Here is a 14,907-nt window from a genome sequence, read left to right on the forward strand (position 1 = left end):
ATAAAAGAAACCGCAAATCTTAGTTTGAACGAATATGTTCTGTATATAAAAATAATGAGGTATGGAGTGAATTGATAATGAATTATGATGAAATAAAAGATTACTGCCTAACCTTTCCAAACTCTTATGAAGACCACCCTTTTGGAGATGGTTGGACTGCAATTCGGCACAAAGGGAATAAGAAAATATTTGCATCTATCTTCACTCGCGACGAACACTTATGTGTCAACCTTAAATGCGAACCTGAAAGGGCTGATTTTCTGCGTGGTCTTTTTGAAGAAATCAAGCCCGGATACCATATGAACAAGGAGCATTGGAATACGCTTACCTTAGATGAGGGACTCCCAGAGCACCAAATCCATGACATGGTAAAGTACAGCTTTGAACTGACAAAACCAAAAAGTAAAAAGAAAACATAACATCGAAGGATAGAACGCTCATTATAGATATTCACCCGGCGCAATGATACAGAGGAATATGCAAAAAACCTCAAGGCAGCAATTTTTAAATTCGTATTTACGAGATGATTTTTTCGTTATTGTGAGCCCTTTGTTTCTCGACATAGGTTGAACAAATAAAAAAAGAGCAGACTCAAAGTCCACTTTATTAATTAAGATGATTGCTCACTTCATGCAGACACCTATAAAAAATGAAAGGTGACGATGATATGCCGCAAAGGTCATTTAGCGTTTAATTAATACTGATAACTCACCTTCAAACACTTTTTCCTCTTTCTGATTATAGGTAGATAACAATACAGTAAGTATCCCCGTCTGGCTTTTATTTGGTTTTTTATCAATAACCTTAACAATAGTGTTCAGTTTATCATTAGGGTAAACGGGTGCTAGGAATTTTATATTATTCATTCCTGTCCCAGCAATAATATCGTCTTCATGACACCCTTCTTCAATCCAAAGCTTAAAAGTAATAGATAACGTTTGTATTCCAGAAGCAATAATTCCATTAAACCTGCCCATTTTTGCTTTTTCTTCATTTAAATGCATGTACTGTGGGTCATACACTTCTGCAAAATTCATTATATTCTCTTTTGTTAATTCAAAAGATTTAGTTTGAAAAACCTGCCCGATGGTAAATTCATCCAACTTCATAAATAAATCTCCTTGAATCTAAACTTTATTATTAAATCTACGTAGCATTTTAACATACTGGCTCTCACACAACAACTTAACGGTAAAACAATTGTTCCCCTATCAGGAATGAACAAGCACATTGTTTTTGTTTCCTTGCCTTTAACCTCTTTATAATCAGGCGTTTTCTTATAAAGACCAAGGCGGTCGCCATCACCATCACCCGGCATATGTGCCATTTCCTCATAAGAATCTCCAAGCTTCTCATAATAAGAATAAGCAGTCAGCCTACGAGAACTTTCTTCTGGCTGATAAAACGCAAGTTGAATATATTTCCCGTCATCATATACACGAATTATGGCGTTATCTCTTTTGTGCTCATCTGAATCTGCTCGCATTTCTTTTCTGACTTTCTTCTCCTGCTTCATCACTTCATTAATTGCATTATCATATTTACTACCGCCGCACGCAGTCAGCAGAAGGATGAAGGTGACTGACAAATCATACGACCTACTATAAGTAAGTGGACAGTAACAGATAAATTTCTATAAACCAAAAATACCAAGGGTGTCAAACCCTTGGTATCATTGATGCGGCCGAGAGGCACTTGAACCTCCACGGGTTATTCACCCGCTGGGCCCGCCATCTATATTCATAAAACTATTGCTCAGTTGTCAGCATGTTAAGTAAATTACGAATTTCCTTGTTATAACTTTTAATTTCTTCTTCATTACAACCGGTTTTATCAAATACTGCATTAGGTATCATTGTGACTTTTTCTTTAAACTCATTCCCTTCAGTTGTTAACGTAATAATTACACTTCGTTCATCCTCTTTTGAACGCTCTCTTATAATAAGACCTCGCTCCTCAAGTCGTTTTAAAACTGGAGTTAATGTTCCGGAGTCTAGATATAATTCTTCGCCTAAACCTTTAACAGATATTTTTTCCTTCTCCCATAAAACAAGAAGAACCAAGTACTGTGATTAGCGTACAAGTTCTCGTTTTCTGCTTTGGACCCCATATAGAAAATAAAAAGCCAGCTCTCCTTCGGGAGAAGAACTGGCATAACAAAGCTTCTTGCTTCTTATTTTGCTGTATTGCTCGGACCTTTTAATTTCTCTTCGTTCTTGCGTCAACGTTTTATTATTAGGACACAACCAATAAAATAATGACGATCGAGAATAACAACGCTGCTTTTGCAAAGCAGTAAGCCCTCCAGAATATAAAAGAGCTGCAATCATTGCTGCTCGGATAATCCCAGCTTATTCTGAGTCTGTATGTCGAGTAGCCGGTCAATTAAATGGATGTTTTTTTCATTCCTTTTCTGTTTGTTCCATTTTCCACCACAGTGAATCTTTTGGATTTTCAACAGCTTCTTGAAACTCAGCTTTAGAAGCAACTGTTGGGTAAGAACCTTTTAAAGATTTACCTGAAGTATCTTTAAATAAGGTTAACACAACAATTAAGCCAATTAAACTAACTGCTAATAAATAGAAACCCGGCGCCAAATTGTTTCTTGTCACATGGGTTAACCAAGAAGCAACTAAAGGTGTTGTTCCACCAAAAATAGAAACTGATAAGTTGAATGTCCAGGATAACGTACGATATCTAATGTCAGTATGGAACAACGTAGGTAAAGATCCTGGCATAGTACCTTCGTATACAGATAATACAATCCCTAACATTAAAAGTCCTATAAATAAGAATGTTATATTCCCCATATTAAGAAATTGAAAAGAGATAATCGAAAATACAATTCCTAATACTAATCCAATTGTTATAACTTTTTTATTTCCTAATTTATCTCCCAATTTACCAAAAGTTAAAGCGAACGGTACCATAATAATCAATACAATTGCTGTAACCGGTGTACTTATATTATCACTTATACCAAGATTCTCATCTAAATAAGAAGGCATATAACCTAACAATAGGTAATTGGTTATATTGAAAAATGCCACAAATACGATACATAAAAAGATATCTTTTTTATATGTTTTAATGACTTCTAATAAACCTGGTTGTTGTTCTTGGCTTTCAGAGATGTCATTTTCAAAAATTGGTGATTCATCTAAATGACTTCTCAAATATAAACCAAATAATCCTATTGGAATACTTAAGAAGAAAGGAATTCTCCATCCCCAACTATTCATTTGAACATCAGATAAAGTCCAGAAAAGTACTGTAACTAAAACAGAAGCTACTATATAACCAGATAATGTGCCGATTTCTAAACCGCTGCCTAACCTTATACGCTTATTATCTGGAGAAGATTCTGCGATATATACCATTGCACCAGCGTACTCTCCACCCACAGAAAAACCTTGCAGAATACGAGCTAAGAGTAATAATATAGGGGCCCATACACCAATCTGTTCATAGGTAGGAAGCACACCAATTATTAAAGTAGATAAAGCCATCATTAAAATAGTAATTGTTAATACTATTTTCCGACCAAATTTATCACCCATTTTACCAAAAATAATTCCGCCTACCGGTCTAAGTAAGAAGGCAATTGCAAATGTAGCAAAAGTAAATATTAACTTTAATTCATCGTTTTGAACTGGACTGAAAAAGTTTTTACTAATAATAACTGCCAAATAAGAATATAAAGCAAAATCAAACCATTCCATCGCGTTTCCTATCCCTGTAGCAAACACGCTTTTCTTCGCTTTTTGAATGTCTACAACGTTAATTTTTTTCTTGTTAAACTTCATTTAATAATATCGACTCCTTAATTATCAAATCCACATTATACAAGCGCATAAACGGTCCAAGCATGCAGTCCCAGAATGTATAGCGTAATGCTTCTCTAAAAGTCCGGGGGTTTCTGTTTCACCTGATGGAGAGCTAACGGCATAGTGGATGATTGGTTCAACTGTACCTTAAAAGACTAGAATAATATCCATATCAGCGCCAAATAACATTGTAAACCAGGAAAGAAGGATGAAATTCAGTTTTTTCGCTGGTTTCCTTAACTTATTTTTGCCGATTGGACTAAAAATAATACAAAAAGCAACAAAAAGAGAAACATCCAACAGATAATACCAGCAAAGCGGTTAGTGATATATCCTTGGGCTGTGGTTGGTATTTTCTGCAGACTATTTGGAGAAATGATTCCCCTTAATAAAGCTCCATTGTGAATATTATCACAATCGAACAAAAACTTTTATTTCTTCAAAGTATCCTAAACCTTTATTTTAGTTCTTCCATTACGTCTTCCAATATGTTTATTATAAGATTGAGGTCGTTCCTAAGAATTATTTACTGATCCTATCTTTATTACCCCACAATCAGGTGAAACAAAACACTATAAACGTACCATATCTTTTTAAAATCTGACAAGCTCAACAGGGTGATAGAAACCCGGCTAAAGCCCAGCTAGTCAATGGATAGAAGAAATTTTTTTGTTTTTCCCAAGGAATAACCGTCTGCGTTTAATCCAGCCCAATCAGAAAGAAAAAGAGCAGGAGTAATCCTGCTCTTTCATTCAAAACTTTAATTTGTATGAAGAATTTCGTATACCTTTTCGACTTTCTTTACCTATTAATCAGGATACAGACTACAACAGAAATAAGTAGCACCGGGTATGAAATAATGGATGCATTTAAACAGGCCAATCACCGACAATTGAATTTAGGAAAAAGCGTTAAATTCTCTCTTATGATGTTGTTACGTATTGTTGACGGTAAAATTATTGAACATAGATCTCATGTGGATGTGCATGATATTCTCCGTCAGCTTGGCGTTAATTAACAGTAAAAAGTTGAAATAGTGAGAGACCAGGTGAATAGCTTGGTCTCTTTTTTATAATTAAGTCCTCGCTCTATGCCCTCCTGCATTCAGTCGATGTAACTTTGAAATAAAGTTTAATTAACATCTATCACAAATCCTTATTTTCACAACACATCATTTATTTCAGCTTCCCTCGCGAATACCGGATCAATGCTCAGCTTTAAGATAGTTAACCAATTTCTCCGCACTGTTCTTAACATCTTCTTTTGAAAGGTGAAGTGTCCCATATTGTGTAAAGGCAGGAAGAAAACGCATTCCTATATAGTTAGCAGTGACTTGAAACGGTCTGATAAGCTCGCTGATCGTGATATTATATTCTCCGCCTGCTTGATAATCAGATTCCTGTGCGCCTAAGGAGATAGCTAAGAGCAGTTCTTTTCCATGCAATTTAGTACCTCCAGTTCCATAAGCCCAGCCATGTGTTAACACATCATCTTCCCATTGTTTGAGTAACGCGGGACTGCTGTACCAATACATTGGGAACTGAAAAACGATACGCTCATGATCTAACAGGAGCTGCTGCTCTTTTTCTACATCAATGATAAAATTAGGGTATTCACCGTACAGGTCATGAACCGTAATGTCATTCTCTTGCTTTAAACGATTCATCCAGGTTTTGTTGACAACAGACGTTTCCAAATTAGGGTGTATAACGATAACTAATGTTTTCATTTGACTGTTATCCTTTCTTCGCCGATTAGTTTTGATAAGGATTTGATTCTAATTTTAAAATCACAACTTATTTACACCTATTTTATCCTTTTTCATGAATTCAGGGCAACTATTGGACACCGATTACATTTATAGCCCAAAGAAGACTTAACCTTTTAAAAAAGATTAAGCCTTTTCAGTACCCTTATGACCCTACCCTATTATCTCGTGTCTAAATTCTAATAGCTGATCATATAACAAGGTCTTCCATGCTTAGCAATACTTTCTCTGCTTTTGCAAATTTGAGTTTGAGGCATCAGTAACTACCTATAATGATGAAAATATTTGTGCGATGTCTACTGCAGATGACTTACTTTAGGTAAGTGGGCAGTTTGTGGGCAGTAGATCATTTAAAAATAAGCACAAAAAAATACCAAGGATCTCTATAATCCTTGGTATCATTGATGCGGCCGAGAGGACTTGAACCTCCACGGGTTATTCACCCACTAGGCCCTCAACATAGTGAATCCATATCACTGGTTATGAAAGCTTGTTTTCATTACACTCTCTATCCTCCACTTTCATCATTTTTATATGTTTTCATGAATTATGGTTAAAAATCGGTGATTAAATTGTGCCCATATAGATTGCAAACATGTCATTGATGCCATGTTCGTTTAGTTACCCTTGCAAATAGAAAAAGATAACCCTCGTAATTTTCCATCTTATAAACTAAACTCAGCATAAGTGGGTTATATAATTTATAATATATATGATTTGTTGTATTGATGTGTTGAAAAATAGATCAAAGAGTCTCGTTTAAATTTAAAGGGAGGATGATAAGATGGAGAGAAAAGAAATATCAACATTGAAGGATGTTGCTAATTCGTTGATAACAATGCTTAAGAATAAATATTTCACAAAATTATTGATGTTTCTAGAATTAAATCCTGAATTAAAAAAGAATTTTACAAAATTCTTAGTGAACCCAGAGAAAGTAATATTATACTTAGGTAAAACTCATTGGGGTGTAGAGTATATAGGAAATGTTAATTCTAAAGAAATTAGTTTGAATCATAAGTTTGAGTGTCAGTTCTCAGACTATTCAACAGGAGATAATCTTTTAACAGATATTTTAGGCATTGATTATAGTAAACAAACAGGTCCAGTACTGCCATTACCGGAGTATAATGTTGATTTGGTTCATCCTACCAATGAAGCCATGGACATCATGTTAAAGAATGGATGGAATTTAGATGGTCAGTCAATGATAATAGGTCTCAATGCAGGCGAATTTGTATTACAGGAAGGTATGTGTCATAGAATAGTTAATGGTTTCTTTTATGGAACTAACAGGTCTGGCTTAGTTACCAGAAATGTAAAATGGTTAGATTTGTTTCCACTACAGTTAGATGATACAGACGTAGAAGTAGATACATTTGAATTTTATATGTGGCCCAATATTTCAGATGTCATAATACATGATGTCCACTTTCAATACCCTCTTCCTTCTGGATATAGAGAAGAAAAATGGTATAGTTTAAATCGCTTTGTTGAGTTGATTAGTTCTAAGGATACGAGTGAACTCCAAATAACTGCTTTTCTAGCTAAGCCTGAAAATCAGTTTATATTAAAAATGGCTTTTATGGGTAAAAATATATATTCTGAATGTGAATTAGAATGGCAATCAGTAGAATGCAAAGCAATTAGACCAGATTTTTTTGTAGAAGGACCAAATGGTTATTCGGATATTGTTGAATTTAAATTACATAATTTAAAAAATACAAAAAGCATAGTGGGGCGGGAGAATAGAGAAACCTTCAGCGCGGAGATTAATTCATATATTAGTCAAACAAGAAACTATGAGGAGTATTTTGAGGACCCTAAAAATAGAGAGTTTGCGGAAGAACAGCATGGAATAAAAGTTCATTATCCGAAAAGAATTTTGGTAATGGGAAGAAGATGGATGCTAGATACCCCAGATTGGAGAAAGTTAGAAAATGATTATAGAAACATCATGTTTAAAACTTATGACGACATTATAGATTTAGTTTTAAGTCATTTATATTCATAATAAAGTTATATTTCAGGTTTCTAATGGATTAACACACTATCCATATTGTGTAAATATTAATATTTATGTAATTGTTTTATGTCAGATCAAAAAGCCAATTACAATTTATAATGTAGAAAGTACATTTTAGCTAATTTTGATACATGGTTGCGTGTTTTTTGCTGTATTAGATAAACTTTTGTTTTTTGACAAAGAAAAAATTCTGAAAACATGGTGAAGTATATAAATTGAATGAAACGATTTCTAAATATATGAAAATTGAGGGAATGGAGGAATTTTAATTGCTAGAAAACTTCAAAGGATTAACAGGTTATGATGATTCTGAATTCAAGGAAATATGGGAAAATGCAATATTTGTAGTTGATACAAATGTTTTATTGAATTTCTATAAGTATACATCAAAAGAGGCAACCAAAAGTTTACTGAAAATTTTAAAATCCTTAAAGGATTCAGATAGACTATGGATTCCCCATCAAGTGGCGCTAGAATACTTTTTCAATCTTGATTCTAATATGTCCAAACAAAAAGAGGGCTATCTCTTTTTAAGTGACGGACTCCACAAATTAAAACATGAGGCAGAGAAAACTTTGCGGACAGCTCAAAGTGATTATCCATATATAAATACAAAGCAATTCAAATTTTATATTGAACAAATAGATAAACTAAATTATAAACTTGATAAGATTCTAAAAAAAGAGTTAGAAAACTTACCGAATACTGAAAAAATAAAAGACGATCTAAGCAACTTACTTGAAAATATTATTGGTGATCCCTATGTTCAAACAAAAATTGATAAGATTGAAATTGCAGGAAAAGAACGCTACGAATTTGATGTCCCCCCCGGTTTCAAAGATAAAGGCAATAAAAAGAAAGAAGGCTATAGAACGTATGGAGATTTTAGATACAAACAAATCTATGGTGACTTAATTCTTTGGAATCAAATAATTGATAAAATCAAAAACTCCGAAAATCCAAAACCAGTAATATTTATCACTGAAGAGAAAAAAGAAGATTGGTGGGAAAAAGATGAACAAGATAATATTAAAAGACCTCATCCCCTATTAATTCAGGAATTCATCAATAAAACTAAACAAAAGTTTTTTATGTATAGAACAGAGAGATTTGTTAAATATGCAAAAGAGCACCTCTATACTGATATTACAGAAGAACAAGTTGAAAATGTTACTAAAGACATTGAAAACATCCGAACACTAGAGCAAAATAATAGTTTTAAAGATTCTACTGAGTATCCTAAGTTAATTAATGCTACAGACTATATCCAAAAATTCTTTGGCTCAAGCAATATAAGAAGGAAATTGATAGATCTTTTACCTGAAGAAAAAATAGAAGAATTCTATAATAGGCTTGATGACACAGAAGATGAAGATATGGAGCAATTATACAGGTGGTGCTTAAAACAATCTTCTGCAAATATCACCAGAAGAGTCAAGGCATTGTTAGGTAGATTTGCATATTACGATCCCGAAGAAGCTGATTTATATTATAAACGTCTGAAGCCTTTTTTTGAACAAAAAGCGATCTTACCAAACATTAAGTTACTAAAAAGCATAGAGATTCTTGAAGAAAAATTGGTTGAAGTGGACCCTCTAGAAGATTTGCATTAATTAGAATTAAAACGTGCAATAACTATACCTTCTTCTGCCTATCTTTTTTAGTGAACATTGCAAGCTTTACTTTTAGTAGAACGCTATTGCGCTACTAGACATAATTCGAAGTATTAAACCTATTAAGTGATCAGATTTGGCGAACCAATCCAAGGAGATTTTTGATTCATTAAATAGACACTTAAGAAATTGAAATTTGTTCTTGTATCCAACTGCTGATAAAAAATCATAACTAATGAGAAGAAACCCTTAAATCAGCTTGATGTTATATCTAAACCGTAATGACCGATTTTCCTCTTCCTAAACGAATTCTGTTTTGTCGTTTCTAAATGCAGGATTACAGCGGAAAACATGGTCAAATAAAAAAGCTCTAACAAAACCACAAAGGTTGCTAGTTAGAGCTTTTTTATACTTTTTTATCCCGCTTACTAAGCACCTACTCTGTCGTCAGCAACATGGAAAGGAGCTTTGATAACAAGGGCATCATTTGTTAAAATTACTCCTGCGATGCTACCCAATAAAATGACTGAAAACAAAGTCCGGCTGATCTTCATTAATAATCTCCCCTTTTTTTATTTTTCGTCTCGCTTCAATACTCAGTCGATAATATTCATTTGAACGTGACAAATCCCCTTTTTCATAAAAATAATCCGCTACTCTGATTGCAAAATTTTCAATGTCTCCGAACATTCTTTTTTCATTCAGATACGAAAAGGCCTCTTCAATTAAAGAATATTCATCATCACTAAAATAAAGTCCTTCTATAATCTTAAACTTTGCTTCATATTCTGAATCTCCGTATTTCTTTGCGACAGATTGCCCCTTTTTTAAATAAAGTAAGGCTTCAGCCAGAGCTTTCTGTTTCGTTTTAACATTTACAATATTGAACAATGTTTTTGTCAAAAAGACGTGTTCAGTCTTTTCAAAAAATTCTAGTGATGTTTGTAAATACTCAGCGGCTTTATCATATTCACCTATATAATCATAACAAATACCAATATTCATTCGAGACATACCAATCAAGTAATCCGCTCCAACTGATTCAGCTATACGCAATGTGTCTCTAAACACATCTAGTGCTCTTTCATAATCCAAAGAGTCAATTAAATTACCAGCAATTATATTTTGACATCTTATGGTTTGAACTGCATACGCATCGTACTGTTTGAAAATTTTAAGCGCCCGATTGGCATAATTTAAAGAAAAATAAGTTTGTTTCATATAGTAATACACATGGGCGACTTTGAAGAAGAACTCCGCCCTTTCAATTTCATCTTCCACCTCAAACAACTTTTTCTCCGCGATTCGATAAGCACTTATTGCTGTAGTCAGTTCTTTCCTTCTAAATTCATACATTCCCATAAAGAAATAAAAATAATACTCCAACATACCGGTTAATTGACCTTGGGATTCAATTTCCCTTAGCGTCTCATATGCATTTTCCAAGCTATCCATATTCTTTGACTTCATATAGCTCAACATGATCTCATGTCTGAATTCTAGCAGCTGATAATATAATAGAGCATCTTGATTTTCTTCCATATTAGCTAGTTCAGCTTCAGCTTCAGCTTTAATTCGTTCTGCTTCCTCAACCAAATCACTCTTTATCGCCATGTACCAAGCATTTAGTTTTTTTGTCACCAAATCATATGGAATTTTGCTTCTCTTTAAAAAACCCTGCTGCAAGAAAGCTCCCCCATCTCCACTAAATTGTTGGAATATTTACATTAATTGTATTATGGCAGATCGGACATTTCTTTACAAAGTTAAAATGTAAAAAGGTACGAATTGTCTATTGAAGGAATTATTCTTTTCGTCTTTATTGCGGTTATTGTAAGGCTTTTGTGTCTTGACAGATTATAAAGCAAACAAAATAAGGGCAGACATAACGTCTGATCCAAAACAGACATACATCCCAGGTCATCTACCCACTAGGCTGTTAATCGAAAATACATATTATCGTAAGCTTTTGTTCATTCATCTCTTCTACTCGTATATTCATTTCCTCTCCTATATATTGCAACATAAAGTTTTGATGTGCCTTCTTTTGTCAGAATTGTGTTATAATCTTCCTATACCAAACAAGGGATTTTGGAGGTTTCTTAATGAAGACAACTCTCAGCCAGGAAGAAAATATCCAGTACTTTTACGGTGGTTCTCTATTTGAAGAATATGTAGACTTTAACCTTTTTCAAGAAGCAGTAATTAAAGCTGGATTTGAAGTAAATGACAAAAAAAATATCGAGGATATTTATAAATATATAGTTAATGAAGAAGATTGGGGTTCCAAAAAAATTGTTGATAAGATATATTTTGAATCTATATTATACAGCCATCTAAAAAATGTATACGTACATACATTTAACAAGTTATCAATAGACCTTTTCAAACAAAATATGGATAAAATTTTAGGTGAATTTAAAACTGACTCAAATATTCATACAAATTTTCGAAGGTACATGAATAAAGATGGTTTTTATTTAATGGATGCGTTAAATATCACTGTACCTGGATCAACATTTATTGGTGGCTTAGATTACGTGGAAAACAATGGTGAAATTCAAAAAGCAAGGCTTTTATTAGTTCAAACAGTAAAAAATGAGAAAAACAAAAATAAGTATTTCATTGCTGGTATTGAGGTTAATTTTATAGAGAGAACCTGTCTAATATTGATTCGAAACATTCCAAATATAAAAGAGCCAGATGAAAATACAAGTGATTATAATAGATCAATCAGCAAACTTTATAATTATGTAAAGGAACGAATAATAAAAAAATTGCTTGGTAATTTTATCGTTATAAATAGAGACAGTGACAGAGAATCGATGTATAGAATCTGCAAGAAACTTGATGAAGATTTACTTAAAGATGTTAGACAAGAAGTAACTGATAAAGCTTACACAACAATAGTTGAGAGTGTTAATAATTATATGAAAAAATTATATACAGTAAACGAACGTCCAGGAAAACAAGATCGGGAAGAATTAGTGAAAAATATTCAGTCTTTATTATTATCGAATTATATTAATAACAAATTTGATGCTAAACAATTAGTGAAAAAGGCTAAAAAGCTAAGTTTGATTGGATATACGACTAAATTAAAATTCAAGGGAAACAACTCTAATACAGGCTCCACTCGCTCCTCAAGTTCAAAACACCCTGTATCTCAAAGTGATATGTTTCACAGTTTATATATAAATTTTGAAGGAGCAAAGGAACTAGAACATTGGGGCATTTCATGGTTTACGGATACGAAATTTTCTGACGAAAAAAATATTGACGTTATACAAACTACTGTATATAGCACCTCAAAATATTTCAAGATAGTATTCTTACCTAAAAAACCACTAAATGAGGAGATAATAAACTATGTCGTTAGACAACTTAATAAACAACGTTCACTTAAACCTGTCGATGAGTGAAGAAGAAGCAGTAGCTCTATTGACCAAAATATCAAACACTTTTAAAAATAACTTTTTTAGAAAAAATCAATTAAAGAATATACAGGATGATGTTGAAATTCTCTTTTCCACATTAAAAAGTAGTGGTTATATTGATGAATACATACAATGTGATTGTGGAGAAGAAACAGAAATCTATCCTCTGAAGACTACACACTGCGATTATTGCAATCAGTTGTTAAAAAACACCTTTGTGCATGAAATAACAGATTTATTCAAACTGAAAAATGAATTAAGTCAGGAACTTAATTTGAGAAATGAAGAAATATTAAAATCAGTAATTGACGACCATTTCTTAGGTATCTTTTATGAATTAAAAGATACTATAGACACTATTATACCTTTTCTCGGAGCTGGAACTTCACTTCCTTTGGGTTTAGATAATTGGCCAAATTTATTGCGTGGAATGGGTGGTTCTTTAAAACAACAAGATAGAGATTTTTTTGACAAACGTATTAACAAAGGAGACTATTTAGGAGCAATCGATGTTCTTAAAAATAACACCTTAAACCTTTCAACTGATGAAGATATAAAAAAACATATAGTACGTCAAATCGAGGCTAAGTATAAAAGTGGGTTGGCTGAAAATTATCATAATATAAAGGATATTATTAACTTAGAACCTGCATTTTTCATAACAACTAATTATGATTCTTCTTTGATAGACTATAAAGAGGGAGATACATACCCTTATACACTAGATCAAATCGAAGACGCTCATGAATTACTTAACAAAGGAAAACAAATTGTTCTACATTTACATGGTCATATAAGATCCCCTAGATCTATGATAATAACTAAAGAAGACTATGAGAAGCTATATAAGGATGACAGAATAAAATCTTATCTTAATGCTATTATGGGAACGAAAAACCTTTTATTCATTGGTTTTTCATTTGATGACGAATATTTCAAAGATATCTATGATAACTCTTTTAAAAACTTAGGAGGACAACATTTTATTATACAAAATAATCTCCATCCTGATGAAGCAAGGGATATGATTAAAGCAGGTTTACGTCCTATAAGTATAAAAGTAGAGGGAACTAGTGATTTTAATGATAATTATGTAAAAGCATTAAAAATTGTCCTTAAAAACTTATTATAGTTTTCTTTTAAAAAGAGTGGAAACCCCTTTCCGCTCTTTTTTGTTCCCTTTACTTTATCTGAACTACTTTGAACAAAGTACTGACGGAATTATCTGTAAAATGGATATAAACAATCTTAAGTACTAAAATAGAGCAGACATAAAGTCTACTCCTTAGTTTTTTATTTCCTTGCCTTTAACCTCTTCATAATCTGGTGTTTTTTTATACAAGCCTAGACGATCTTGATCTCCGTCGACAGGCATATGGGTCAGCTCTTCATATGAATCACCAAGCTTCTCATAATACGAAAATGCGGTGAGCTTTTTATAATTATCCTCGGGCTTATAAAATGCCAATTGAATATACTTTCCGTTATTATATACACGAACTATAGAATTCTCCCTCTTATACTCATCCGAATCTATATTTGTTTCTTTCCTGGTTTTTTTCTCCTGTTTTATTACATTATTAATCGCATCATCATATTTATTTCCACCACATGCAGTTAACAGTAGAATGGCGGATATACTAAGGAAAATAAAAAGGTTCTTCAAAGTATGCACCTCCTCTTTTTTCAATATTCATTATACTCAAAATATAGATGTTTTTCCACTTTTTATCCATTTCCTTTTACCTGTACATCATCTACCAGCCACTTGTTCTTTTTCTTTTTCATCTTTGTTTGGACAATCAGCACTTGCTGACTGGTTACTGAATTCGCAGTAGTTGATACCTCTACAATGTTCAAAAACAATTCAGTCGAATCATCAATCGGCTTTGAATAGCTTTCCAATGAACGTAATTTGCTTTTTACACTGATAGAATGCTTTTTGTCAGATCGAGAAGGGAAGGCATAATCAAAACCTTTTTCCGTGGTGTATTTTTTTACCGCATCGTATCGCTTATCAATATCACTGTAATTCAGAAACGCTTCAAAAAATGCCTTGTTCTTTTTTGCGCTGCCCTCATTCTGAATCTGACTCAATTCCTTGTTTTTCTCTATTAACACATCATTTTTCTTATTGAGTTGGTCAATTTTAGAATGCTGTGCCCCATGAAACCAATACGCTGTTACCAAGCCTACAAAGAAACAAACACAAATCCATGAAATATGTGTTTTCATG

General features: G+C 33.0%; 13 protein-coding genes and 2 pseudogenes. 6 read left to right on the forward strand and 9 right to left on the reverse strand.

All coding sequences use genetic code 11. The features are described from left to right. Nucleotides 1-77: 77 nt before the first annotated feature. Entirely contained in the window at nucleotides 78-419 is a 342-nt protein-coding gene (locus BZ167_RS06935; protein WP_077391986.1) for an MmcQ/YjbR family DNA-binding protein, read from the forward strand. A 264-nt stretch (nucleotides 420-683) separates the two neighbouring features. Here the strand turns inward: BZ167_RS06935 and BZ167_RS06940 are convergent, their stop codons facing one another. The 5 genes and pseudogenes from BZ167_RS06940 to BZ167_RS20665 form a co-directional block, all read right to left on the reverse strand. Beyond that, nucleotides 684-1,109 (reverse strand): MaoC family dehydratase, encoded by a 426-nt coding sequence (locus BZ167_RS06940; RefSeq protein WP_003156152.1) that lies wholly within the window; start codon nucleotides 1,107-1,109, stop codon nucleotides 684-686. Between the two features lie 125 nt (nucleotides 1,110-1,234). Further along, nucleotides 1,235-1,588 (reverse strand): annotated as a pseudogene (locus tag BZ167_RS06945) (cystatin-like fold lipoprotein); the annotation flags it as partial. A 160-nt stretch (nucleotides 1,589-1,748) separates the two neighbouring features. Next, the gene (locus tag BZ167_RS06950) at nucleotides 1,749-2,063 is read right to left on the reverse strand and encodes a MarR family winged helix-turn-helix transcriptional regulator (protein ID WP_072588824.1); all 315 of its coding nucleotides are present in this window, start codon (nucleotides 2,061-2,063) and stop codon (nucleotides 1,749-1,751) included. 339 nt (nucleotides 2,064-2,402) lie between these two features. Then, complete coding sequence (locus tag BZ167_RS06955) at nucleotides 2,403-3,806, reverse strand: MFS transporter (RefSeq protein ID WP_007409580.1); 1,404 nt, start codon at nucleotides 3,804-3,806, stop codon at nucleotides 2,403-2,405. 38 nt (nucleotides 3,807-3,844) lie between these two features. Next, nucleotides 3,845-4,252, reverse strand: a pseudogene (locus BZ167_RS20665) (BCCT family transporter); the annotation flags it as partial. Between the two features lie 434 nt (nucleotides 4,253-4,686). Here BZ167_RS20665 and BZ167_RS20115 point away from each other — a divergent pair. Continuing rightward, nucleotides 4,687-4,845 (forward strand): ester cyclase, encoded by a 159-nt coding sequence (locus tag BZ167_RS20115; RefSeq protein ID WP_076982829.1) that lies wholly within the window; start codon nucleotides 4,687-4,689, stop codon nucleotides 4,843-4,845. 186 nt (nucleotides 4,846-5,031) lie between these two features. On the opposite strand, the gene BZ167_RS06970 is transcribed toward BZ167_RS20115, so the two are convergent. Further along, nucleotides 5,032-5,556: an NAD(P)H-dependent oxidoreductase gene (locus BZ167_RS06970; RefSeq protein WP_015416878.1), complete on the reverse strand. Its 525-nt coding sequence runs from the start codon at nucleotides 5,554-5,556 to the stop codon at nucleotides 5,032-5,034. 823 nt (nucleotides 5,557-6,379) lie between these two features. Between BZ167_RS06970 and BZ167_RS06975 the strand changes: the two genes are divergently transcribed. Together BZ167_RS06975 and BZ167_RS06980 are read left to right on the forward strand one after the other, a co-directional pair. After that, complete coding sequence (locus BZ167_RS06975) at nucleotides 6,380-7,609, forward strand: Shedu anti-phage system protein SduA domain-containing protein (RefSeq protein WP_032863960.1); 1,230 nt, start codon at nucleotides 6,380-6,382, stop codon at nucleotides 7,607-7,609. A gap of 281 nt (nucleotides 7,610-7,890) precedes the next feature. Beyond that, a complete protein-coding gene (locus BZ167_RS06980) occupies nucleotides 7,891-9,234 on the forward strand; it encodes a PIN-like domain-containing protein (protein ID WP_077391987.1) in 1,344 nt (447 codons plus the stop codon). 510 nt (nucleotides 9,235-9,744) lie between these two features. Here the strand turns inward: BZ167_RS06980 and BZ167_RS06985 are convergent. Beyond that, entirely contained in the window at nucleotides 9,745-10,920 is a 1,176-nt protein-coding gene (locus BZ167_RS06985; RefSeq protein WP_077391988.1) for a Rap family tetratricopeptide repeat protein, read from the reverse strand. 419 nt (nucleotides 10,921-11,339) lie between these two features. On the opposite strand from BZ167_RS06985, the gene BZ167_RS06990 reads away from it, so the two are divergent. Together BZ167_RS06990 and BZ167_RS20470 are read left to right on the forward strand one after the other, a co-directional pair. Next, on the forward strand, nucleotides 11,340-12,656 hold the full coding sequence (locus tag BZ167_RS06990; RefSeq protein WP_077391989.1) for a hypothetical protein: 1,317 nt from the start codon (nucleotides 11,340-11,342) through the stop codon (nucleotides 12,654-12,656). Continuing rightward, nucleotides 12,604-13,803 carry an SIR2 family NAD-dependent protein deacylase gene (locus BZ167_RS20470; RefSeq protein WP_232324422.1) on the forward strand — a complete coding sequence of 400 codons (1,200 nt, stop codon included), beginning with the start codon at nucleotides 12,604-12,606 and terminating at the stop codon, nucleotides 13,801-13,803. Before BZ167_RS06990 ends, BZ167_RS20470 begins: the two co-directional genes overlap by 53 nt. A gap of 153 nt (nucleotides 13,804-13,956) precedes the next feature. On the opposite strand, the gene BZ167_RS07000 is transcribed toward BZ167_RS20470, so the two are convergent. Together BZ167_RS07000 and BZ167_RS07005 are read right to left on the reverse strand one after the other, a co-directional pair. After that, nucleotides 13,957-14,337 carry a cystatin-like fold lipoprotein gene (locus BZ167_RS07000; protein ID WP_077391990.1) on the reverse strand — a complete coding sequence of 127 codons (381 nt, stop codon included), beginning with the start codon at nucleotides 14,335-14,337 and terminating at the stop codon, nucleotides 13,957-13,959. A 62-nt stretch (nucleotides 14,338-14,399) separates the two neighbouring features. After that, nucleotides 14,400-14,906: a hypothetical protein gene (locus BZ167_RS07005; RefSeq protein ID WP_077391991.1), complete on the reverse strand. Its 507-nt coding sequence runs from the start codon at nucleotides 14,904-14,906 to the stop codon at nucleotides 14,400-14,402. Nucleotide 14,907: the final 1 nt, after the last annotated feature.

Source organism: Bacillus sp. 275, assembly GCF_001999205.1.
GTDB classification, from domain to species: Bacteria; Bacillota; Bacilli; order Bacillales; family Bacillaceae; genus Bacillus; species Bacillus velezensis.